The organism is Paenibacillus sp. 19GGS1-52 (assembly GCF_022369515.1).
In the GTDB taxonomy this organism is placed as follows: domain Bacteria; phylum Bacillota; class Bacilli; order Paenibacillales; family Paenibacillaceae; genus Paenibacillus_AQ.
Map to the genome: position 1 here is coordinate 739,065 of NZ_CP059724.1, position 23,365 is coordinate 762,429.

The 23,365-nt window shown below is 46.9% G+C and carries 26 protein-coding genes; 25 read left to right on the top strand and 1 reads right to left on the bottom strand.

The window, feature by feature from the left end; genetic code table 11:
- The first annotated feature begins 18 nt into the window (after window positions 1-18).
- The 16 genes from H1230_RS03375 to murA all read left to right on the top strand — a co-directional run bounded on the left by H1230_RS03375 (window position 19) and on the right by murA (window position 14,910).
- Complete coding sequence (locus tag H1230_RS03375) at window positions 19-1,266, top strand: serine hydroxymethyltransferase (RefSeq protein WP_239714227.1); 1,248 nt, start codon at window positions 19-21, stop codon at window positions 1,264-1,266.
- A 295-nt stretch (window positions 1,267-1,561) separates the two neighbouring features.
- Window positions 1,562-2,782, top strand: coding sequence for an IS110 family RNA-guided transposase (locus tag H1230_RS03380; RefSeq protein ID WP_239714228.1), 1,221 nt, complete (start codon window positions 1,562-1,564; stop codon window positions 2,780-2,782).
- 591 nt (window positions 2,783-3,373) lie between these two features.
- Window positions 3,374-4,003 (top strand): uracil phosphoribosyltransferase, encoded by a 630-nt coding sequence (gene upp, locus H1230_RS03385; RefSeq protein WP_239714229.1) that lies wholly within the window; start codon window positions 3,374-3,376, stop codon window positions 4,001-4,003.
- 61 nt (window positions 4,004-4,064) lie between these two features.
- The gene (gene wecB / locus H1230_RS03390) at window positions 4,065-5,219 is read left to right on the top strand and encodes a non-hydrolyzing UDP-N-acetylglucosamine 2-epimerase (RefSeq protein WP_239714230.1); all 1,155 of its coding nucleotides are present in this window, start codon (window positions 4,065-4,067) and stop codon (window positions 5,217-5,219) included.
- 193 nt (window positions 5,220-5,412) lie between these two features.
- Window positions 5,413-5,667 (top strand): AtpZ/AtpI family protein, encoded by a 255-nt coding sequence (locus tag H1230_RS03395; protein WP_239714231.1) that lies wholly within the window; start codon window positions 5,413-5,415, stop codon window positions 5,665-5,667.
- Complete coding sequence (locus H1230_RS03400) at window positions 5,660-6,037, top strand: ATP synthase subunit I (protein WP_239714232.1); 378 nt, start codon at window positions 5,660-5,662, stop codon at window positions 6,035-6,037. The genes H1230_RS03395 and H1230_RS03400 overlap by 8 nt, the downstream gene beginning before the upstream one ends.
- Window positions 6,038-6,066: 29 nt before the next feature.
- Window positions 6,067-6,861 carry a F0F1 ATP synthase subunit A gene (gene atpB / locus H1230_RS03405; RefSeq protein WP_239714233.1) on the top strand — a complete coding sequence of 265 codons (795 nt, stop codon included), beginning with the start codon at window positions 6,067-6,069 and terminating at the stop codon, window positions 6,859-6,861.
- Window positions 6,862-6,948: 87 nt separating this feature from the next.
- Window positions 6,949-7,173, top strand: coding sequence for a F0F1 ATP synthase subunit C (atpE, locus tag H1230_RS03410; RefSeq protein WP_239714234.1), 225 nt, complete (start codon window positions 6,949-6,951; stop codon window positions 7,171-7,173).
- Window positions 7,174-7,284: 111 nt separating this feature from the next.
- Window positions 7,285-7,773 (top strand): F0F1 ATP synthase subunit B, encoded by a 489-nt coding sequence (atpF, locus tag H1230_RS03415; protein WP_239714235.1) that lies wholly within the window; start codon window positions 7,285-7,287, stop codon window positions 7,771-7,773.
- Complete coding sequence (locus tag H1230_RS03420; protein WP_239714236.1) at window positions 7,770-8,312, top strand: F0F1 ATP synthase subunit delta; 543 nt, start codon at window positions 7,770-7,772, stop codon at window positions 8,310-8,312. Before atpF ends, H1230_RS03420 begins: the two co-directional genes overlap by 4 nt.
- Before the next feature lie 30 nt (window positions 8,313-8,342).
- Window positions 8,343-9,854: a F0F1 ATP synthase subunit alpha gene (atpA, locus tag H1230_RS03425; RefSeq protein ID WP_239714237.1), complete on the top strand. Its 1,512-nt coding sequence runs from the start codon at window positions 8,343-8,345 to the stop codon at window positions 9,852-9,854.
- 69 nt (window positions 9,855-9,923) lie between these two features.
- A complete protein-coding gene (gene atpG, locus H1230_RS03430; protein ID WP_239714238.1) occupies window positions 9,924-10,793 on the top strand; it encodes an ATP synthase F1 subunit gamma in 870 nt (289 codons plus the stop codon).
- Between the two features lie 163 nt (window positions 10,794-10,956).
- The gene (atpD, locus tag H1230_RS03435) at window positions 10,957-12,354 is read left to right on the top strand and encodes a F0F1 ATP synthase subunit beta (RefSeq protein ID WP_239714239.1); all 1,398 of its coding nucleotides are present in this window, start codon (window positions 10,957-10,959) and stop codon (window positions 12,352-12,354) included.
- A 141-nt stretch (window positions 12,355-12,495) separates the two neighbouring features.
- On the top strand, window positions 12,496-12,912 hold the full coding sequence (locus H1230_RS03440; RefSeq protein WP_239714240.1) for a F0F1 ATP synthase subunit epsilon: 417 nt from the start codon (window positions 12,496-12,498) through the stop codon (window positions 12,910-12,912).
- A 183-nt stretch (window positions 12,913-13,095) separates the two neighbouring features.
- Window positions 13,096-13,335, top strand: a complete 240-nt coding sequence (locus tag H1230_RS03445) for a DUF1146 family protein (RefSeq protein WP_154119246.1) — start codon at window positions 13,096-13,098, stop codon at window positions 13,333-13,335.
- 198 nt (window positions 13,336-13,533) lie between these two features.
- The gene (murA, locus tag H1230_RS03450; RefSeq protein ID WP_239714241.1) at window positions 13,534-14,910 is read left to right on the top strand and encodes a UDP-N-acetylglucosamine 1-carboxyvinyltransferase; all 1,377 of its coding nucleotides are present in this window, start codon (window positions 13,534-13,536) and stop codon (window positions 14,908-14,910) included.
- A gap of 34 nt (window positions 14,911-14,944) precedes the next feature.
- Here the strand turns inward: murA and H1230_RS03455 are convergent, their stop codons facing one another.
- Window positions 14,945-15,268 (bottom strand): hypothetical protein, encoded by a 324-nt coding sequence (locus H1230_RS03455; protein WP_239714242.1) that lies wholly within the window; start codon window positions 15,266-15,268, stop codon window positions 14,945-14,947.
- Between H1230_RS03455 and spoIID the strand changes: the two genes are divergently transcribed.
- The 9 genes from spoIID (at window position 15,249) to H1230_RS03500 (ending at window position 23,266) form a co-directional block, all read left to right on the top strand.
- Window positions 15,249-16,223 (top strand): stage II sporulation protein D, encoded by a 975-nt coding sequence (gene spoIID / locus H1230_RS03460; RefSeq protein WP_239714243.1) that lies wholly within the window; start codon window positions 15,249-15,251, stop codon window positions 16,221-16,223. The genes H1230_RS03455 and spoIID overlap by 20 nt on opposite strands.
- Window positions 16,224-16,284: 61 nt before the next feature.
- A complete protein-coding gene (locus H1230_RS03465; RefSeq protein ID WP_239714244.1) occupies window positions 16,285-17,034 on the top strand; it encodes a M23 family metallopeptidase in 750 nt (249 codons plus the stop codon).
- 206 nt (window positions 17,035-17,240) lie between these two features.
- Window positions 17,241-17,528, top strand: a complete 288-nt coding sequence (gene spoIIID / locus H1230_RS03470) for a sporulation transcriptional regulator SpoIIID (protein ID WP_239714245.1) — start codon at window positions 17,241-17,243, stop codon at window positions 17,526-17,528.
- Between the two features lie 230 nt (window positions 17,529-17,758).
- Window positions 17,759-18,757 (top strand): rod shape-determining protein, encoded by a 999-nt coding sequence (mreB, locus tag H1230_RS03475; protein ID WP_239714246.1) that lies wholly within the window; start codon window positions 17,759-17,761, stop codon window positions 18,755-18,757.
- 51 nt (window positions 18,758-18,808) lie between these two features.
- Window positions 18,809-19,687 (top strand): flagellar hook-basal body protein, encoded by an 879-nt coding sequence (locus H1230_RS03480; RefSeq protein WP_239714247.1) that lies wholly within the window; start codon window positions 18,809-18,811, stop codon window positions 19,685-19,687.
- 46 nt (window positions 19,688-19,733) lie between these two features.
- Complete coding sequence (locus H1230_RS03485; protein ID WP_239714248.1) at window positions 19,734-20,555, top strand: flagellar hook-basal body protein; 822 nt, start codon at window positions 19,734-19,736, stop codon at window positions 20,553-20,555.
- An 8-nt stretch (window positions 20,556-20,563) separates the two neighbouring features.
- On the top strand, window positions 20,564-20,791 hold the full coding sequence (locus H1230_RS03490; protein WP_239714249.1) for a DNA-directed RNA polymerase subunit beta: 228 nt from the start codon (window positions 20,564-20,566) through the stop codon (window positions 20,789-20,791).
- A 291-nt stretch (window positions 20,792-21,082) separates the two neighbouring features.
- Window positions 21,083-21,505 carry a 3-hydroxyacyl-ACP dehydratase FabZ gene (gene fabZ, locus H1230_RS03495; protein WP_154119255.1) on the top strand — a complete coding sequence of 141 codons (423 nt, stop codon included), beginning with the start codon at window positions 21,083-21,085 and terminating at the stop codon, window positions 21,503-21,505.
- A 42-nt stretch (window positions 21,506-21,547) separates the two neighbouring features.
- Window positions 21,548-23,266: a phospho-sugar mutase gene (locus tag H1230_RS03500; protein ID WP_239714250.1), complete on the top strand. Its 1,719-nt coding sequence runs from the start codon at window positions 21,548-21,550 to the stop codon at window positions 23,264-23,266.
- The last annotated feature ends 99 nt before the right edge of the window (window positions 23,267-23,365 follow it).

Genomic DNA, 23,365 nt, shown 5'->3' on the forward strand with positions numbered 1-23,365 from the left:
TAGGAGGAAATAAGAATCATGGAACAATTGCGTAAGAGTGACCCGGCAGTACTGGAAGCGATGGGACTGGAATTAAGACGTCAGCGTGCCAACATTGAGCTTATTGCCTCAGAAAATATCGTCAGTGAAGCCGTTATGGAAGCCATGGGCTCCGTGCTTACGAACAAGTATGCAGAGGGCTATCCCGGCAAAAGATATTATGGTGGTTGTGAAGATGTGGATATTGTGGAGAACCTGGCCCGTGATCGTGCCAAACAACTGTTTGGTGCCGAACATGTAAACGTGCAGCCGCATTCCGGTGCTCAGGCGAATATGGCAGTTTATCTGGCTGCACTTAACCCAGGGGATACTGTGCTGGGTATGAACCTGGCGCATGGTGGCCATTTAACGCACGGCAGTCCGGTCAATGCCTCTGGTTTGCTGTATAACTTTGTAGCCTATGGTGTTCAAGAGAATACATTCCTCATCGATTATGATGAAGTGCGCAAAGCAGCGTTTAAGCACCGTCCTAAATTGATTGTAGCTGGTGCGAGTGCTTACCCGCGTATCATTGATTTTGAAGCGCTAGGCTCTATCGCAAATGATGTCGGAGCTCTGTTTATGGTAGATATGGCGCATATCGCCGGATTGGTCGCGGCAGGCCTTCATCCAAGTCCGGTTCCCTATGCTCATTTTGTTACAACAACAACACACAAGACCTTGCGCGGTCCCCGCGGAGGCATGATTATGTGTAGACAGCCATGGGCGGCTGCAATCGATAAGGCGGTATTCCCTGGGTCTCAAGGTGGCCCACTGATGCATGTGATTGCATCCAAAGCTGTGGCATTCGGAGAAGCGCTGCAGCCATCCTTTAAGACTTATGCTGAGAATGTAGTGAAGAATGCTAAAATACTGGCAGAAACGCTTATAGGCGAAGGAGTGAACATCGTATCTGGCGGTACGGATAATCATTTGATGCTGCTGGATACCCGTAATCTCAATATCACTGGCAAAGTAGCGGAAAAAGTGCTGGATTCCGTCGGAATTACTGTGAATAAGAATGCAATACCGTTTGACCCTACAAGTCCGTTTGTAACGAGTGGCATCCGGATTGGTACACCTGCGGTGACCTCGCGTGGCATGGACGAGCAGGCAATGGTAATCATCGGCCGTATTATCGCCAACGTTCTGAAGAATCCAGAGGACGAAGCGAAATTGACTGAGGCTGCCCGCCAAGTAGCGGAACTTACGGAGCAATATCCACTTTACACTGACCTGAAATATTAATATTAGCTGCAGTGTCGTATGTGTGTATAATCGAGCTTATCTTTTTGCAAATATAAGACACCCATGCCGCTGCGCGGCATCACTGAGGAATGAAAATATTGTCTATACTGGTTACTGGGCTGGCGAAGGTAGGTCGGAAATTCTTGGTGTCACGAACCCGCATATAAGACGGACCCCAACGACCCGGTGCATCACAGATTGTTGCTCCCTACGGGGAAGCACGCAGGGCAGAATAACCTTAGCATTGGTCTTTGCACCAGCCTTAATTACCGCCAGCAGGCAGGAGACGCAAACCGTGGAAATACTCATTGAACGTTGCTGTGGATTGGATGTGCACAAGAAGAGTATCACAGCATGTATCATCACCTCGAAAGGAAAGGAGATTCGGAGTTTTGAAACATTGACTCGTCGGCTGATTGATCTGGTAGATTGGATCAAAAGCGAACGGTGCACCCATGTCGCGATGGAGAGTACCGGAGATTACTGGAAACCCATTTATAATCTGCTAGAAATGGAAGACCTTGAGCCACTGGTCGTAAACGCCCAGCATATCAAAGCCGTGCCAGGACGCAAAACGGACGTGAAAGATGCAGAATGGATAGCGAAATTACTCCGGCATGGGTTGGTGCAAGGCAGCTACATTCCGAATCGGGATCAACGAGAACTTCGGGAAATTATCCGTTATCGCCGAAGTATCATTGAAGAACGCACGCGTGAAGTGAACCGGCTGCAAAAGGTACTAGAAGGCGGCAATATCAAACTTTCGTCGGTAGCGTCTAATGTGCTAGGCGTGTCTGGACGAAACATGCTGGAAGCGATGATTCAAGGAGAAAGTGATCCGTCCATCCTGGCTGACTTTGCGCAAAAGAAGTTAAAGGCCAAGAAAGAGCAATTGAAACTTGCACTGGAGGGAAGCCTAGGTCCCCATCAATTATTAATGCTGGAAAAACAGTTGTCGCATATCGACCAATTGAATGAGTTAATCACGGAACTGGATGAAGAGATCGAGCGCCGAATGAGCCCTTTTGCTGAGGATCTGAAGTTATTGGATACCATCCCCGGTGTCGGTAAGCGAACCGCTGAGCAAATTCTGGCGGAAATTGGGACAGACATGACACGGTTTCCAAGTGCAGGACATTTATGTTCCTGGGCAGAGATGACTCCAGGTCACGATGAAAGTGCGGGGAAGAAGAGATCCGCCAAAACCCGAAAAGGGAACAAAAAACTACGAAGTGCACTCGTAGAATCAGCGCGAGCCGCAGGACGAAAAAAGAACACCTACCTGTCGGCGCAATATCACCGAATTACAGGCAGGCGAGGGAAAAACAGAGCGGCCGTGGCCGTTGGACACAGCATTTTAGCGATTGTATACATCTTGTTAACGCGAAGACAAGAATATAAGGAACTAGGATTTGACTACTTCGACCAACGAAACCACGATATGGTAATGAACCGTTCTATTAAACGTTTGGAATCCTTGGGATACCAAGTGAATCTGAGTGAGCAAACGGCCTGACGGCCGAAATTAAAAAAACAAAACATGGGGTTTGTTTTCGTATGCGTAATTTTAGTGTTCTAGAGCAATTTTATTTTCAGGGCAGAATTTATATGCTTCACACGATAACCTATCCTTATATTTCTCGAAGAAACGGGTGCCATCCTAAAATGACGGCAAAGCCGTTTCTTCTTGCTCCGCAAGGTCATTTTTTGACCTTTGCGGAGTTTTTTGTTGTTGCATAATGTTCACACTTAACATTAAAAATCTCAGCTTTCCTAAATGATTACGCTCATGAAAGTTCATGAAAATTTCATTAAATTAATGAAAATTAGTGAAAGAAATGTGAAAAGTATAAAAAACATGAATTCGTGCAAATTTAAACACGTTATATATCCAGCAAGTTGAGCAAACTCCTAATCTTTACCGAGTACCTACAGGGACTGCAGCAGATTGCTGCAAATAACAGTGTCAGCTTCTTAACTAAAAGTGTCAGTCCCTACATAGGTGAAAAGCAGTGAAGGGAATGCTATAATAGACAAGATTTAGCCGCAGAGAAGTATAAACGCTTTCTATGGCTATAAGACTCACAATTACCGGAGGGACAAGTTAATGGGAAAATTGGTGATTTGCGATCATCCTTTGATTCAGCACAAACTAACATTTATACGCGATGTGAGAACGAACACGAAAGAATTCAGAGAACATGTCGATGAAGTTGCTACCTTGATGGCTTATGAGATTACGCGTGATATTCCGCTCGAGACCATTACGGTGCAGACACCGGTTGCTGAGACACAGAGCAAAGTAATTTCTGGAAGGATGCTGGGCCTTATTCCGATTCTTCGGGCGGGACTGGGTATGCTTGAAGGCGTGCTGAAGCTTCTTCCTGCAGCTAAGGTAGGACATGTTGGATTGTTCCGCGATCCAGACACACTGCAACCGGTTGAGTATTATATTAAACTTCCTACTGATGTGCAAGAACGCGAACTGATCGTAATCGATCCGATGCTGGCTACTGGCGGCTCTGCAATTGCTGCTATTACAGCACTGAAGAAGCGGGGATGTACCCAGATCAAGATGATGAACCTGATTGCAGCTCCAGAAGGGGTTGCTGCTGTGCAAGCGGCTCATCCCGATGTTGATATTTATGTAGCTGCACTTGATGACCATTTGAATGAGCATGGTTATATCGTACCAGGACTCGGCGATGCCGGTGACCGCTTGTACGGAACGAAGTAATACACATAAGGTTCTTATTCAACAGGGAAACTTCGAAGGATTTAAAGAAAGGATAGGGGTTATGTCTAAAATTAAAGTAATGACGATTTTTGGTGTGCGCCCCGAGGCGATAAAGATGGCGCCCTTGGTGCTGGAACTGAAAAAACATTCCGAGCATATTGAAACGGTTGTATGTGTAACGGCCCAGCATCGCGAGCTACTCGATCAGGTATTGGAAGTGTTCAAGATCACTCCAGATTACGATCTGGATGTGATGAAGGACCGTCAGACACTGAATGAGATTACCATTCGTGTGCTGGAAGGACTGGAACCTGTACTGAAGGAGGCCAAACCTGATCTTGTGCTCGTGCATGGGGATACGCTGACAACATTTCTGGCCAGCTACGCTTCATTTCTGCAGCAAATTCAGGTAGGGCATGTAGAAGCAGGACTTCGGACCTGGAATAAGCTGTCTCCATATCCCGAGGAGATGAACCGTCAGCTGACAGGAGTGTTAGCCGATTTACATTTTGCTCCGACCGATCTTTCAGCTGATAACCTGAGACACGAGAACAAAAAAGAATCAAGTATTTATATCACAGGCAATACGGTAACCGATGTGTTTCAATATACCGTACAGCCGGACTATCGGCATCCTGTACTGGACTTTGCTTCAGGAAAAAGACTTATTTTAATGACGGCGCACCGCAGAGAATCACAAGGCGAACCGCACCGTCATATTTTCCGTGCTATCAGAAGAATCGCTGATGAATTTGAAGATGTGGCCATTGTTTATCCTGTGCATCCGAGCCCTGCGGTTAGGGAGCCGGCACATGAAATTTTAGGCGGACACCCGAGAATTAAGCTAATTGATCCGCTGGATGTCGTAGATCTGCACAATTTTTATCCGCATACCCACTTGATTTTAACCGATTCCGGCGGCCTGCAGGAGGAAGCTCCCTCTTATGGTATTCCTGTGCTTGTGCTGCGTGATACGACCGAGCGCCCGGAAGGGATAGAAGCCGGAACGCTGGAGCTGGTGGGAACGGACGAGGAGAAGGTGTATCAACGGACACATGCTCTGCTGACTGATCAAGCACTCTATCAGTCCATGAGCCGGGCCGCCAACCCGTATGGAGATGGTAAAGCCTCCGAAAGAATTGTCAATGCGATTTTGCACCATTTTGGAGTGATTCAAGAACGTCCAGAAGAATTTCACAGAATGTTCACAAAGTAGTCTAGTGACATTGAAAGCGATATTTTCAAAGACCAAATTTAACATACAGTGAAACTGTACGGTTTATATGGTTTTGGAATGTTTTGCTGTGATTATTTTCATATTTTCATCCGAAAAACCCGCGATTTTCGCTGGATTGACAAACTCTTGTAACATTCAGTAAAATGAATGGGACTTCTAAGGGTGGGATAAAATGAAAGAACCTGATCAATCCGATAAAAAGGGTCGAAATACAGGTAAACCGCTCCAAGCAATGGGTCTTGTTACCGCAATTGGGGTCGATCTGGCTGGCTGTACAGTGGGAGGATTTCTCTTGGGCAGATGGTTGGGCGGCATGTGGGGCAACCCAAGTCTGTGGATTGGTTTAGGTGTGCTCTTCGGCATGGTGTCAGGAGCGGCCAGTATTGCGGCTGTTATTAAATCAGTGATGAGGGATGGCGATGAATGAGGTTAACAAGTTAAACAAGCTGCTGATTTGGACCATTATAGGAACTATTATTGCTTGTTTTATCATCGCGGAGTTAATGCCCCATCGCCGTACTGTTTTCCACGGTATCGTACTTGGCGCTTCGGTCAGCTGTATCAATGTAATTTACATGGCCTACAAGGTGCGGAATATCGCAAAAGCTGCGGCGGGTGAGATTAAGAAAAGGGCCAGTCTCGGCTTTGGAGTAAGAATTGCGACCTCCATATTGGCGATAGTATTGGCCTTGGAGTATCCTCAATACTTTCACGAGCTCGCAGTGTGTGCCAGCCTTGTAGCCGGTCAATTCATGCTTTATATAATAGCGTTTATTATGGTGCTCAACGAGGATTGACGCTACAGCTGAGAAAGGGGTGAAAAAACATGCATGAATCACCAATTATTGAACTCCTGGGATTAAAAGTCGACCTGTCCATCGTACTGATGCTGCTGGTCACTTGTACCATTGTTTTTGTATTTGCACGACTAGCAACAAGAAATCTTTCCGTGGAGAATCCTGGGAAGTTGCAGAATTTCATGGAATGGGCGGTAGAATTTGTCCAGAACCTTATATCCGATAATATGGATATGAAAAAGGGCAAACCTTTCCTTTCTCTAGGGTTGACGCTTATCCTGTTCATCTTTGTAGGGAACATGTTAGGCCTTCCGTTCGGGATTGTTACGGAGTACCATGATGCCAGCAGCGCTCACATCTTCGGGAAAACAATTATTCCGGTGGTCGAACAGCTTAAGCTGCATGAAGAGGTGGGTGTGAGTTGGTGGAAATCACCGACAGCTGATCCTGCTGTAGCCATGGGACTGGCTGGAATGATCTTTGTTCTGGTTCATTTCTTGGGTATAACACGCAATACCAAAAATTATTTCAAACATTATTTCCAGCCGTTTTGGTTCTTCTTCCCAATTAATCTGATCGAACAATTCTCCAAGCTGCTGACACATGGCATGCGGTTGTTCGGTAACATTTTTGCGGGTGAGGTTCTGATCACCGTGCTGATTCAGCTAGGATCAACCGGGATCATTGGGGGTATTGCTTCTATACCGCTTCTGATGGTATGGCAGGCCTTCAGTATATTTATTGGCTCTATCCAGGCATTTGTATTTACAATCCTGGCGTTTGTATATATCTCACAAGCACTCGATACACATGAAGAACATTAGTTCTAAGCTGAATGCAGTACAATTGCATCTGGCTTTGATATAAACTAAAATTCACAATAATACAGATATCTAAGGAGGATTTCAGTAATGGGAGCTATGGCATTAATGGCAGCTGCGATTGCAGTAGGTTTGGGCGCACTTGGCGCAGGTATTGGTAATGGTTTGATCGTAAGTAAGACAGTAGAAGGTATCGCTCGTCAACCCGAAGCGAAATCCACACTGCAAACTACGATGTTTATCGGTGTAGGTCTGGTAGAAGCATTGCCGATCATCGGTGTAGTATTGGCCTTTATTTTCTACGGAAAAGCGTGATTTAAATTTGAATCTTTGGCGGGGAAGGCCATGGCCCTCCGCGCTTTCTTTTTTGGCCATGAATCCTTCTACATTGGATAAAGAATGTTTACCGGAAAGGAGTGACCCTAAGTGAATTTTTCAATTACGTCTCTCGTCTTGGCGCTGTTTGCTTTCCTTATTTTGTATTTCTTGCTTACCAAGTATGCTTTCGGGCCGCTATTCTCTGTGATGGAGAAACGCCGTGAGCTTGTGATGCAGCAAATGGATGAAGCAGCTAAAACTAGAGAGCAAGCCATCTCTTATGTAGATGAACAGAAACTGGCTCTTCAGACTGCACGTAAAGAAGCTTATGACATTATTGAGCAGTCCAGACAGACAAGCAGTAAGCAATCCGAACAGCTGCTGGATTTGACCAAGGCTGAAACCGCAAGAATCAAAGAAGAGGCTGTTCGCGACATCGAGAACGAGAAGAACAAGGCAGTAGAAGCACTGCGCAGTGAACTCGGAACTGCATCTGTTCGTATCGCGTCCAAGCTTCTTGAAAAAGAAGTTAAAGCTGATGGTGAACAAGAACAACTCGTTGATCAATACCTCAAAGAGGTAGGAGGCCGATCATGAGCCGCGATACGGTAGTTGCCAAACGTTATGCCAAAGCCTTGTACAGCGTAGCTGTGGAAAAGGGAATCACTCTTGAAGTGGAAGAACAGTTGAAGGCGGTTGTCGAAGTACTTCATTTTGACCAAGAGGTAAAACGGTTTATTCTTGCACCGCGCGTCTCGGAGTCCGACAAGCTGAATGTGCTGCGTTCAGTACTTCAAGACAAGGTATCCCCTACGGTAATGAACACTGTAGAACTGCTGGTAGAGCGGGGCAGAACCGATATTTTTGCAGAATTGCTGGAAACTTACATCAAAATAGAAGGAGACGCACTCGGCATCGGCGATGCGACTGTGTACTCCGCATATGCTCTGAATCAAGTGGAGCAAGACAGTGTAGCTGCTGAGTTCGGCCAGTTGGTGAAACGGACTATTCGTGTCACAAATGTGGTGGATACAAGCTTGTTGGGCGGACTTAAAGTCGTAATCGGCGATACGCTGTATGATGGCAGTCTATCCGGCAAATTGGAGCGTCTCGAGAAATCCTTTAACAAAAAGTAATGTTAAGTATAGAAGATAGGGGTGAGGATATTGGGCATCAGACCTGAAGAGATCAGCACTTTGATCAAAAGTCAAATTGAGCAATATAAATCCGATATCGAAGTTGCTGAAATTGGCACCGTCATTCAAGTCGGCGACGGTATCGCCCGTGTCTACGGTCTGGAAAACGCAATGGCAGGCGAACTGCTAGAGTTCTCCAACGGAGTAGTGGGTATGGCACTCAATCTGGAAGAAAGCAACGTCGGCGTTGTTATTCTGGGTGAGTACACAGCAATTCGTGAAGGCGATCAAGTAAAACGTACAGGACAAATTATGCAGGTTCCGGTTGGCGAAGCACTGCTGGGACGTGTAGTCAATGCACTTGGCCAGCCGCTTGACGGCAAAGGTCCAATCGTTACGAATGAATTCCGTCCGGTAGAGAACAATGCACCGGGTGTTATCGATCGTAAATCGGTTCATGAACCGATGCAGACAGGTCTTAAAGCGATTGACGCCATGGTGCCGATTGGTCGCGGACAACGCGAACTTATCATTGGTGACCGTCAAACAGGTAAAACAGCAATCGCGATTGATGCGATTATTAACCAAAAAGGCAACGGCATGAAATGTATCTATGTTGCCATCGGTCAAAAACAATCCACAGTAGCACAGGTTGTAGAAACTCTACGCAAGCATGGTGCTCTGGAATATACAATTATCGTAACTGCTTCGGCTTCTGAGCCATCTCCACTGTTGTATATTGCTCCATACGCAGGTTGTGCAATGGGTGAATACTTCATGTACAAGGGTGAGCATGTACTGATCATTTATGATGACCTTTCGAAGCAAGCGTCCGCTTATCGAGAATTATCCTTGCTGCTTCGTCGCCCACCGGGCCGGGAAGCTTTCCCTGGTGACGTGTTCTACTTGCACTCCCGTCTTCTAGAGCGTGCAGCTAAGCTTAGTGATGAGCTTGGTGGTGGTTCATTAACCGCTCTGCCATTTATCGAAACACAGGCCTCCGATGTATCGGCTTACATTCCTACGAACGTAATTTCGATTACAGATGGTCAAATTTTCCTTGAATCAGACCTTTTCTACTCTGGTCAACGTCCGGCTATTAACGTGGGTATCTCTGTATCACGTGTAGGTGGTTCGGCGCAGATTAAAGCGATGAAGAAGGTTGCCGGTTCACTCCGTCTGGATCTTGCCCAATACCGTGAACTTCAGGCGTTCTCACAATTCGGTTCCGATCTTGATAAATCTACACTAGCCCGTCTAAATCGTGGTGCCCGTATGATGGAAGTTCTGAAGCAAGGTGTGAATCAGCCATTGTCTGTTGAGCATCAGGTCATCAGCTTGTACACAGCTGTAAAAGGACATCTTGATGATATCCCTGTTAAGGACGTTAAACGTTTTGAGAAGGAATTCCTGGCATACATGGAGAGTAATTCATCTGAAGTCATTAAATCCATCACAGATACAAAGGATTTGACTGCAGATAATGAAGCTGCTCTGATTGCTGCTATTGATAAGTTTAAAAAAGGCTTCGCTACTAGCTAAGTATTAGTTGATGATTGAGAACTTATAAAGTTAGCTTTGACTTCGTCAAAGCTTTAAGGTGGTGAAATCATGGCAAGAAGCATGCGTGATATTAAACGTCAAATTAAGAGCGTTCAAAACACCCGACAGATCACAAAAGCGATGGAGATGGTAGCTGCCTCCAAGCTGAGAAAGGCACAGGAGAAAGCGGAAGCGGCCCGTCCTTACTCAGAGAAGCTCAAAGAGGTCGTAACGAGTATTGCTGGTAGCACTGAAGGCATTCAGCATCCAATGCTGGTCAGCCGCCCTGTGAAGAGAACAGCTTATTTCATTGTCACCTCAGATAGAGGGCTTGCGGGGGGATATAACGCTAATATTTTGCGTAAATTGACATTGCTCATCGCGGAGAAACACAAATCCAAAGACGAGTACGGCATATTTGTGATCGGCCGTAAGGGCCGTGATTTTCTACGCCGCCGTGAATATCCGATTGTAGAAGAGGTTACCGAACTTTCTGATACACCGAAGTTTGCCGATATCAAGTCGATTGCCTACTCTGCAGTACAGCAGTTTGAATCGGGCGTATTTGATGAGCTGTACCTTTGTTATAATCAATTCGTCAATGCAATGACTCAAGTGCCAACCGTTGACCGGCTTCTGCCGATGGAGACCGTTGGGAAGAAAGAACAGCATGGAGTAACTGCAATGTATGAATATGAGCCATCACCGGAAGGTGTATTGGAAGTATTGCTTCCTAAATATGCCGAAACTTTGATTTATAGCGCAATTCTGAATGGCAAGGCCAGCGAGCTGGGTGCGAAGATGACAGCGATGGGCAGTGCTACGAAGAACGCCTCGAAAATGATCGGAGAACTTACTCTTACGTACAACCGCGCACGTCAAGCGGCAATTACGCAGGAAATCACCGAGATTGTGGCCGGAGCGAACGCGCAGTCCTAAAGTACAAGAGAGGTAAAGCTGAGTGCATAACTTTGCCTTTTATTTTATGGGAAACGGGTGCCGTACAAGCGGATGCGCTGTAACTACCCTCGGGTGAGGATGCACCTAAAATACGGTACTGTAGTTTCTTCTTAAGTAACAGCTTTCAAGGAGGGAATTTAAGATGAATAAAGGACGCGTTGTAAGCATTATGGGTCCGGTTGTGGATATTGAATTCGAACGCGGCCAGCTGCCCGAGATATTCAACGCTATTAAAATTGAAACCAGCTTGGATAATGGCCGCAAGATTGATCTGACCCTTGAGGTTTCCAATCATCTGGGAGATAACGTGGTACGTTGTATTGCCATGTCTTCCACAGATGGACTGGTTCGCGGTCTAGATGCGTTTGATCAGGGAAGTCCAATTTCGGTTCCAGTGGGTGTCGCGACGTTAGGCCGGGTGTTTAACGTGCTGGGCAATCCAATTGATAACGGTGGCGAAGTTGTTGCTGATAGAAATCCAATTCACCGTCTTGCTCCGACATTCGATGAATTGTCGACCCAAGCGGAGATTCTGGAAACTGGAATAAAGGTAATCGATCTGCTCGCACCTTATGCCAAGGGTGGTAAGGTTGGCCTGTTCGGCGGTGCCGGTGTTGGTAAAACGGTAACCATTCAGGAGCTAATCAATAACATCGCTCAAGAACACGGCGGTATCTCCGTATTCGCAGGTGTTGGTGAACGTACGCGTGAAGGTAATGACTTGTATCATGAAATGACGGAGTCAGGCGTTATCAAGAAGACAGCAATGGTATTCGGACAAATGAATGAGCCTCCAGGTGCACGTCTGCGTGTAGCTCTGACAGGTCTGACTATGGCGGAATATTTCCGTGATGTAGAAGGCCGCGATACGCTGCTCTTTATCGATAATATATTCCGCTTTACCCAAGCGGGTTCCGAAGTATCCGCACTGCTTGGCCGTATGCCATCCGCAGTAGGTTATCAACCAACGTTGGCTACAGAAATGGGCCAATTGCAAGAACGTATTACCTCTACCAAAAAAGGTTCTGTTACTTCCATTCAGGCGATCTACGTACCGGCGGATGATTACACTGACCCCGCTCCGGCAACGGCGTTTGCCCACTTGGATGCTACCACCAACTTGGAACGTAAAATTTCTGAGAAGGGGATCTTCCCAGCGGTTGATCCACTGGCTTCCAGCTCGCGTTTGTTGGCTCCAGAAATTGTTGGCGAAGAGCATTATAATGTGGCACAAGGCGTTAAACAGCTGCTTCAGCGCTACACAGAGCTTCAGGACATCATTGCCATTTTGGGTATGGATGAATTGAGTGAAGAAGATAAGGTTATTGTGGCCCGCGCTCGTAAGGTTGAGCGTTTCCTTTCACAGCCTTTCCACGTAGCTGAGCAGTTCACCGGTTTCAAAGGTAAATATGTGCCGATTAAAGAAACCGTACGCAGCTTCAAGGAAATTTTAGAAGGTAAGCATGATGATCTTCCGGAAGTAGCTTTCCTTTTTGTGGGCGTTATTGAAGAAGCAGTTGAAAAAGCAAAAACGCTGTAACCTGAGCAAAGATGATGCTTTCGATGTAAGCTTTACTTCGTAAAGTTGAAATGATGCTTTCGATGTAAGTATTACTTCGTAAAGCTAAGACGATGCTTTCGATGCGAGCTTTACTTCGTAAAGCTTTAAGGAGGAATGGAAGTGAATACCTTTTTGTTGGAAATTGTCACGCCGGAGCATCTTGTCTACTCCAAGCAGGTTAATAGCTTGACGGTAAAGGGAGCCGATGGCGATTTGGGTATTTTGCCGGGACACATTCCGCTTGTGACTCCACTTCAGGTTGCTCCGATGTCCGTCAAAGCGGATGGTGTTACAATCACTGTTGCTGTTCATGGCGGTTTCGTTGAAGTGCACAAAGATAAGGTGACGGTACTGGCTGAAAGTGCTGAGCTGCCTAAAGATATCGACATTGAGCGTGCTGAAGCTGCTAAAGAACGGGCACAACGCCGTCTGCAGTCGCGGAGTAAACAGGATGATGTTGATCACCGCCGTGCAGAATTAGCGCTGCAACGCGCTGTTACACGGATTAAAGTTTCCACAGGAAAAGGACAACAGTAAAATACCTAACGGTCAAGCCTATGGCTTGGCTGTTTTTTTTACAAATATAAGTGTACATCTCGTGTTATCCTTGGATATTGCGGGTAAATTGTTTAAAAATGTGTAAAAGTACTGGATTCTTTTCCCCTACGCAAGTATGATGTAAGAGTCGATTTCCGAGTAATGCAGACACGGGGGGTTAACATGGAGTTGTTAAGCACAATCGGCAGCAGTGGTGTGGTCTCAATGACCGTATCTCTGTTCTGTGTGGCAATATCTTGGTGGGCTTTGCAGAACCTAAAGCTCGAGTTGGTCATAAGATATCCCAAGAGTCCTCAGGGGCGGCTGTTGCATTTGCTGCTGGCTATTGTCCTGGGCCATTTCGTGGCGGGGTTTCTGCTGGAGTACATGGGCTGGAGCGGACAGATCCGTAATATGTTTTAATGACTGCTGGTTTGGTTATATGTCTCATAGACCTATGATGCAAAAAGGTGTCGAATAATAATATTTTATTATGTCAACACTGAACTTTAAGGAATGTATTTGACTCATGACAGCAATATGCGATTATTTAGTAATTAATTTATTAACAGGGAATTCAACATTGTATTCGAGAATAATGAACGCGGAGGGAAACCGAAAATGAGTAAATTTATCGTCCGCGGTGGCAACAGATTGACCGGGACCGTGAAAGTTAGCGGCGCGAAAAATTCCGTACTACCGATCATAGCCGCCTCTTTATTGGCCGAAGAAGGAATAAGCATTATAGTGGACGCACCTCCGCTTGATGATGTAATGACGATTAGCAAGGTATTAGAGTCACTGGGTGCAGGTGTTACATACCACAATGATATTATTGAGGTCGATGCCAGAAATATTACCTCATGTGAAGCAGATTATGAATGGGTACGTAAGATGAGAGCTTCTTTTTTAGTAATGGGTCCTCTATTATCAAGATTTGGTCATACACGTATTTCCTTACCTGGCGGCTGTGCAATCGGCACACGACCTATTGACCAGCATTTAAAAGGATTTGAAGCGCTTGGTGCTGAGATCAGTCTTGGCCAGGGCTACATTGAAGCGAAAATTAACGGTCGGCTGCGTGGAGCTAAATTGTACTTGGATGTAGCGAGCGTAGGAGCGACTGAAAATATAATGATGGCGGCATCATTGGCTGAAGGCGTGACCGTAATAGAGAATGCTGCTAAAGAGCCGGAGATTGTTGATTTAGCAAATTATATTAACGGCATGGGCGGCATTGTCCGTGGTGCTGGCACAGGCGTTATTCGTATTGAAGGTGTTGAGCGGCTTCATGGCACAAGACATCATGTGATCCCGGACCGCATTGAGGCGGGTACCTATATGGTTGCTGCAGCAATTACGGGCGGCGATGTATACGTGGAAGGCGCGATTGCCGATCATTTAGGCCCAGTTATCTCCAAGATGGAAGAAATGGGTGTAACGATTATCCCTGACGAGAATGGTATTCGCGTAATTAGTGACAAGCCGCTTAAGGCTGTGGATTTGAAGACTTTGCCATATCCGGGTTTTCCTACAGATATGCAATCCCAAATGATGGCTTTGCTGCTTCGTTCGGAAGGTACCAGCGTGGTCACTGAAACGGTATTTGAGAATCGCTTTATGCATGTAGATGAATTTCATAACATGAATGCAGAGATCAAGATCGAAGGCCGCTCCGCCATTGTTACGGGGAATGCCAATTTGGTTGGGGCCAAGGTATGTGCTACAGACCTGCGTGCAGGCGCGGCACTTATTCTGGCTGGGCTTGTGGCCGACGGCACTACGGAAGTTAGCGGCACTCATCATATTGATCGCGGATATGTGCATTTGGCTGAGAAGTTGTCAGGAATTGGTGCTGATATTTGGCGTATTTCAATGGAAGAGACAGCAGTGCCTACTGTGAAAGAAGAAACTCTTAAAGTGGAAGCTGTCAAAAGTGAATCGTTCAAAAGTGAAGAGTCTAAGCTACGTTTTCAGATTCAACCGTCTTGGGTATAATATCAATTAATTTGTCGATCAGACCAAACTGCAATTATGCGGTTTGGTCTTTTTTTTCGTGTTTATACAGAGGTTCGCCCCACTCTCTTTCTCTTAGATGTGTTCTAGTAGTTGTTAGAAACTCATATCTATAAGAATCACCATTGAGCGAGGAAGGAGCCATAGAGATGAAAGATTCCCGCCATTTCCGGCGTAAAATGACACCGCCGTGGCATTCGCGCAGAGGCGCTCCCCGCTTCAGGCGGCTGCGAGTTGCTGCTTGGCTCGCAGCGCCTCTCCTGGCGGCGCTGCTGCTGCCGCTGGCGGTTGTCCCGCTACGCCACGGACGACCCGTGCCCGTGGCCGTGCCGGCCGCCACGGCCACCCCGGCGCAGCCGGGAACGGCTGCGGACGCCGCCGCGCAGCCGCAGGTCTCCGTCTATTTGTCGCAGAGCGGACAAATAGAGACGTTGCCGCTGGAGGACTACGTCAGCGGCGTGATTGCGGCCGAGATGCCGGCCGACTTTGAGCTCGAAGCGCTCAAAGCGCAGGCCGTAGCGGCCCGCACCTTTATCGTCCGCCGCCTGCGGGCAGGCGACGTCAGTGGCGTTCCCGTTCCGGGAGCGGATGTAACCGATACAATAAGCCATCAGGCTTATGTATCGGCGGCCACGCTGGAACGGGAGTGGGCGCACGGCGGCAAGAGCGCCGAGCTGGCAAAGCTTCGCCGCGCGGTCCTGGAGACGCGCGGGATCATAATGACCTATAAAGGAGAACCGATTACGGCATCCTTTTTCGCCTCCAGTGGCGGATACACCGAGAACTCGGAGGATTACTGGAATGCGGCTGTACCATACCTGCGCAGCGTGGCGAGCCCTTGGGAGAAAGGAATTACGCCCAATTATGCAGTCACTTATACATTTAGCACTTCAGAATTACTAAATAAACTGGGTGTAGCGGATAAGGCAGTCCCTGCCTCCAAGGATATTAACCACTCTGCCAAAGCACAGTCAGTTGCTTCATCGTCATCCGGAATAACCATAGAACTACTATCGCTCACTACTGGACACCGGATCAAGCAAATCTCGATCGGGGGGACTCTTTTCACTGGACGAGAGGTTCGCGAGAAGTTGGGACTAAGGTCCAGCCAGTTTACCTGGAAGCGTAAAGGCAATGAAATTTTCATTACCACATACGGTAATGGGCATGGAGTTGGCATGAGTCAGTGGGGGGCGAACGGGATGGCAAAAGAAGGCAGCACGGCAACTCAGATTCTCAAACACTACTATAGCGGAATATCATTTTGCCAAGTCTCAACTCTTCTGAAAAAATAACTTGGAAGATACGTATAAAAGACGAACACCCGGTAACACTGGTTACTGAGGTGATAAACATATGAATGAACAAGACAAAAACAAATCAAACCATGATGAATCTCTCAAAAAAGTGCAGGGAGATTTAGGCGCAAAGCCTTCTTCATGGAGCAGACTGTTATCCAAACGGTGGGTATTTCCGGCAGTCTACACGGCGGCAGCGGCAATTATACTAACCATGGTGTGGGTCTATCAGGATGATGCGGGCCAGAAGCCGTTGACTCCGGACACCGCCGCCGTCGTTTCACAAGATGCGGGAACTAACGCTGGAGAGACTGGTGCTGTGAGCAGCAATCCAGATGCTTTGGAGGTTGTTGCTTCAGCAGAAAGTATGGCTTGGCCGGTTGATAATCCCGGTGATGTAGAAGTGGTTAAGCCATTCTATGATGAGAATGGTACGGAAGAGAATCATGTTGAGGCCATGGTGCAATATAACGACACCTTCGTGCCGAATGTCGGTGTTGATATCGCTCGTGAAGACAATAAGACGTTTGACGTTAAGGCAGCGCTCAGCGGTGAGGTAACAAGGGTAGAGAAAGATGCCACAATTTTCGGAACAGTGATCGAAGTTACCCATCCAGGCAGTCTGAAGACGGTATATCAAAGTTTGGGTGATGCCAAGGTCAAGCAAGGTGATGTTGTAAAGCAGGGAGATACTCTTGCTACAGCTGGCCGTAATGAAATTGAGAAGAGCCTTGGAAATCATGTACACTTTGAGGTGTACGAGGATGGTAAGGTAGTAAATCCTACAGATTTGTTGCCGCAGCGTTAATGCAATATCCGCAGGAAGCGAAAGCTTCCTGTTTTTTTGCGTCCCAAATGACTAATTTACGATTTAAGCAGGCCTATTTAACCATTTTTATAGTTGTCCATTAAATAAAATGAGCCTCCCCCAGCTTGTCATGTCTTGAAAGCGTGAATATATAGGCCCGCCCCTCATATAATGTACCAAACTATCCACAGTTGGGAGGCGGGAGCGTGCACGATTACATCAAGGAACGTACGATCAAAATCGGACGCTGCATCGTGGAAACCAGGCACACGGTCCGGACCATAGCCAAGGAATTTGGTGTTTCAAAAAGCACGGTGCATAAAGATTTGACCGAGCGTCTGCCAGAGATCAACCCAGATCTGGCTGATCAGGTAAAGCACATTCTTGAATATCACAAATCAATCCGTCATCTTCGGGGGGGAGAAGCCACAAAAATTAAATATAAAAAAACGACAGGTAAAAAGCGCGAAGTTGCAGTAGCCTCAAAGCAGTAACATTTTCGGGAATTTTAAGCAATAATTCAGTTTTAATGCATTGTATACTTCCCCTAAAGTATGGTATTTTTAAATTTAGTACTATATATGATGAACTCAAGATTAAGGCAAGGCGTTTACGGATTTTTCTAAGCTAAATAGTGTCCCCAAACGCTAGGATTTAAATTCTTGAGTTCTGTCTATATAACTTCTGGCTTTATCTAAAATAACACTTTGGGGGCTCTTTCATTATGTTTAGCAAGGATATCGGAATCGATCTCGGCACGGCCAATGTGCTCATTCATGTTAAAGGGAGGGGAGTCGTTCTGGATGAACCCTCCGTGGTCACACTTGAAAGTGATACGAAGAGAGTCCTTGCGGTGGGAGAGCAGGCACGTCGCATGGTTGGACGCACACCTGGGAATATCATAACGATCCGTCCTCTTCGGGATGGCGTCATTGCAGATTTTGAAATCACGGAAATGATGCTGAAGTATTTCATCGACCGCGTTGGCGGCCGTACTTGGTATGCACGACCCCGTATTTTGATTTGTGCCCCTACGAATATTACATCTGTCGAACAGAAATCCATCCGGGAAGCGGCGGAACGCAGCGGAGCTAAGGAAGTCTTCTTGGAGGAAGAGCCTAAGGCCGCTGCGATCGGAGCAGGAATGGATATTTATCAGCCAAGCGGGAACATGGTCGTCGATATCGGCGGCGGAACGACGGATGTAGCCGTGTTGTCTATGGGCGACGTCGTTACCGCCTCCTCTATTAAAGTCGCAGGGGACAAGTTCGATGAGGCCATTTTAAGATATATCAAACAGAAGTATAAATTGTTAATTGGTGAACGCACCGCAGAGGATATCAAAGTTACAATCGGTTCTGTTCGCCCTGGCGGAATGCAGGCTGAAATGGACATTCGTGGTCGGGATATGGTTAGCGGACTTCCCCAGACACTTACCATTTCTTCTAGCGAGGTAAAAGAAGCGCTGTGGGACCCCATTTCTGCAATCGTGGCAGCAGCCAAATCCGTGTTGGAGCGGACTCCGCCAGAACTGTCGGCGGATATCATTGATCGTGGGGTAGTTCTGACTGGTGGTGGGGCATTGCTTAACGGGTTGGACGAGCTATTGTCTCAGGAATTGCGTGTTCCGGTTTGGGTGGCGGAAGATCCCATGCACTGTGTAGTAAAGGGAACCGGAATTATGTTGGATCATTTGGACAAGGTCATTAAGAAAAAGTTCTAAGCAGCCGATAATATAAGATATCAGAAGAATTAGGAAGGGGAATTGCCTTCAATGATAAGAGGATTATATACGGCCGCTGCTGGGATGATTACGCAACAGCGTAGACATGATACAGCAACTCAAAATATTGCCAATTTAAATACAACTGGCTACAAGCAAGTTGACAGCATAAGCCATGCTTTTCCGGATGTGCTGATCTCTGCTATGAATAGCAATGGTACAAGCAAACCTATCGGACGTCTGAATACAGGCGTATTCGCTGAACAATCGGTATCTCAGTATTTGCAGGGTGATTTGATTCAGAGCGGCAAATCTATTGATTTCGCTTTATCTACCGATTTGCAAGTGGCAGATCCTACTACGGGTGCCAATATGTCTTTTGATGGTTCAGGCAAGAATATAAATGCTAAAGGCGAGGTTACCTACCAGCCGCAGGCTTTTTTTACGGTTCAAGATAATGAGGGTAACAACCTGTATACACGAAACGGCAGCTTTTCAGTGAGTGCAACCGGTGATGTACTTAGTGCAGGAGGGTTCAAGGTCCTTGATGCTAACGGTAAACCGATAGTCTTGACAGAGCCACAGGACAACCTTAAAGTGGACGGACAGGGTAACCTGCTGAATTCGGCTACAGGGCTTCCCTCAGGGATTAAGCTAGGTGTAAGTGTAATCATGAAACCACAAGAGCTGGTGCGTGACGGTAACGGAGTATTCCATGCTGATGACGTTGCCGCTGCAGGTATCCGAAATTCAACTGCCACCGATAATATGCAGGTTCGTCAAGGATATCTGGAGAATTCCAACGTAGATGCTACTCAGGCTACCGTAGATTTAAATGCTGCGTACCGTGCGTATGAAGCGAACCAGAAGGTTATACAGTTTTATGATTCTAGCTTGCAGAAGGCTGTTAATGAAGTTGGCAAAGTATAGCTCACAAAGTGAGCTTTATTCGTTAAGCTTTGAGGAGGTTTGATCTATGAACAATTCGACGATCGGTGCAACAGTCTCTATGTCCAGTCTTCAGCAACGGCTTGATATTATTGCAGACAACATAGCCAATGTGAATACGAACGGCTATAAGAGCAAAGAAGGCTCGTTTGAAGATGTGCTAACCCGTGTACAGCAACAGTCGGCTGATTATGAGCAACCAGGCCGCAGCACGCCGCTCGGCTTTAATATTGGCTATGGTGTCCGTGTACCCACGGTTTCAAGCAACTGGGATGAGGGCCCACTGAAGGAAACGGGCAAACCGACCGATTTGGCGCTGCAGGGCAACGGTTTGTTCGGAGTTCAGGTCAATGGAGCTACCGCCTATACTCGCCAAGGTGATTTTCATTTTATTCCGGATACAACCAATGCTAAGAATATGGTGCTGGTAGATAATACGGGCAATAAGGTATTGAACACTGAAGGCAATCCATTAACGGTACCTGTGGGTGTAAGTGCGGCTATCGATGAGAGTGGACGGGTATTGACGAAGACAAACGAAAGTGATCCTGTTCAGGTGGCAGGTAGAATAATGATTGTAGAGCCGCTGAGCAAGAACGCTCTGCAGGCGGTAGATGGGAATTTCTATGTGCTCGCCGACGGAGTCACGGCACAGCAGGCTTTTATACAAAGAGCTGCAGGTGAGGCTTCGGCAGTCGGAGTGCGATCAGGATGGTTAGAGCAATCTAACGTCGATTTGAGTAAGGAAATGACCGAATTGATGCAGATCCAGCGCACATACCAGCTGGCGGCACGGGCACTTACCTCCAGTGACCAAATGGCTGGTCTGGCTAATAACTTGCGCGGGTAGGTGAAGGAATGAGTCGTCAGGAAAATGACAAACCGGAAGTTGACCAAGAGCCGGTGCGGAAACGCGGAATATCAAAATGGACTATTATCCAGTGGATTTTGATTCCTTTGCTGCTTGTAGCCGCTCTGGCAGGTGGGCTGGTGACCGGTTATGTTGTGCTCGGTAAGAGAGAATTTAGCGATGTGCTTCTATGGAGCACTTGGAAACATGTCTATGATTTAGTTTTTGCTCCATAAATATGGCGGATTCAGAACTCCCTTGTTGTATAAGGGAGTTTTCTTTTTTATACTGAAAAATGTATAATGATGGGGGACTTAGACCAAGCAAAAAGGGCCCTCTCCGCCAGGCTGCCGCGTGCGGTGGAGAAAGCCCCTTATCTCAACCTCCACTTCTGCAGGTGGTGAAGGATATATATAGTTTTTGCCGAAGCTGCCTATATTTATGCAGACCGGTATAGAATAACTGTAAGAAGTTGCAGCGGCAGTTTGTTCTAAGACGCGGTTACATCCGAAAGGAGTTTTGTTATAATGCTGGATATTAAACAAATTCAAGAAATCATCCCCCATCGGCCCCCATTTCTGCTGGTGGACAAAATCACCGAAATTGAGATGGGTAAAAGAGCTGTCGGGATCAAGAATGTAACAGTAAATGAACCCTTTTTTGCAGGTCATTTTCCGGGATATCCGGTAATGCCAGGTGTACTGATTACAGAAGCGCTGGCTCAGGTTGGGGCAGTTGCGATTCTGGGACTGGAAGCTAACCGGGGAAGAATCGGTTTTCTGGCAGGATTGGACGGCTTTCGATTCCGCGGTCAGGTAGTGCCAGGGGATACGCTTGTACTGGAAGTAGAGATTACCCGACTTAAAGGCAGCATCGGAAAAGGACAAGCTACAGCCAAGGTAGACGGTAAAGTTGTCGCTTCTGGAGAAATTATGTTTGCGCTTAGCTAAACCCATATTATTAAATCATACTTGGAGAAGGAGAGATTTCATATGACTCAATTAAGCCCAAAAGCCGCAGAGACGTTAGCACGCTGGCTGCAGGACCCTTCTGTTGATGCGAACACTAAGGCGGAGCTGCACGCTCTGGAGAATGAGCCTCAGGAGCTGGAGGAACGCTTTTACAGAGATTTGGAGTTTGGTACAGGCGGTTTGCGCGGTGTCATTGGTGCAGGTAGTAATCGCATCAACCGGTACACAGTAGGCCGGGCAACTCAAGGCTTCGCTAAGTATATTCTGGAGAAGCATACTGGAGAAGGCAGACCCTCTGTTGTGATTGCCCACGACTCCCGTCGCTTCTCACCGGAATTCACATTGGAAGCTGCTCTGGTACTGGCTGGTAATGGAATTGAAACTCACCTATTTCCTTCCTTACGCTCTACACCACAGCTGTCGTTCAGTGTTCGATATTTGAAGGCGACTGGTGGCATAGTAATTACCGCAAGCCATAATCCTCCTGAATATAATGGCTATAAGGTATACAATGCCGAAGGCGGACAGCTTGTGCCAGACGAAGCTGAGAAGGTCATTTCTTACATATTACAAGTCGATTCTTTCGATGCTGTGAAACGCATCTCTCAGGAAGAGGCTGAGAGACTGGGTATGCTGCACTGGCTGGATGAGAGGGAAGATGAAGCATTTACAGATACGGTGGCTGCAGTTAGTGTTGCTCACGAAGAGATTGCAGCTACTCTAGGCCGTGATTTCAAGATTGTCTATACTCCACTGCATGGTACGGGCAATCTTCCGGTCCGCCGTGTACTTAAGAAGATCGGCTTCACAGAGGTATATGTTGTTCCTGAACAAGAGCAGCCTGATTCCGAGTTCTCTACAGTGAAATCACCGAATCCCGAGGAGCGGGAGGCTTTTACACTAGGTATGAAGCTGGGCGAAGAACTGAATGCCGATCTTCTGATTGGTACCGATCCTGATGCAGACCGGATGGGCGCTGTAGTCCGCGATAACGAAGGCAAGTTTGTAGTTCTGTCTGGTAACCAATCTGGCGCGCTGATGATTCATTACTATCTAAGTCGTTTGCAGGAACAGGGCAAGCTGCCAAGTAACGGTGCGGTTGTGAAGACAATCGTGACCAGCGAGATGGGTGCTGCTGTAGCTGCGCATTATGGTGCTACTGTATTCAATACATTGACCGGTTTCAAATACATTGGGGAAAAGATGACCCAATTCGAACAGTCCGGTGAGTATACCTTTCTTTTTGGCTATGAAGAGAGCTATGGTTACCTTGCCGGTAACTATGCGCGAGATAAGGATGCTGTTCTAGCCGCTATGCTTATTTCTGAAGCAGGGGCTTATTACAAGGCGCAAGGAAAAACTTTATATGATGTTCTTCAAGAGCTGTACGAGCAGTTCGGCTATTTCCTGGAAAGCTTGGAATCCCGTACTTTAAAGGGCAAAGACGGAGTCGCACAAATCCAAGGAATCATGAATGATTGGCGTAGTAATCCACCGCAGGAAATGGCAGGTTCAGCCGTAAGCGAGATTTTGGATTATTCGTTAGGACTTAATGGGCTGCCGAAAGAGAATGTATTGAAATATTTGCTGGCTGACGGTTCGTGGTTCTGCTTGCGTCCTTCCGGTACCGAGCCGAAGATCAAGGTCTATTTTGCGGTACGTGGGGAATCTCTACAGAACGCCAAGGATAAGGTAGCCACGCTAGCACAGCAGGTTATGGCCCGTGTTGACGGGAACTAATATACAATAAATTAATCTTTTACCTAAAAAGTCTGGTGCTGATGTGGTGAAGCAGGGGGCCTGAGCTGAAGACACGACAATATGCTCATAACCTCTTGG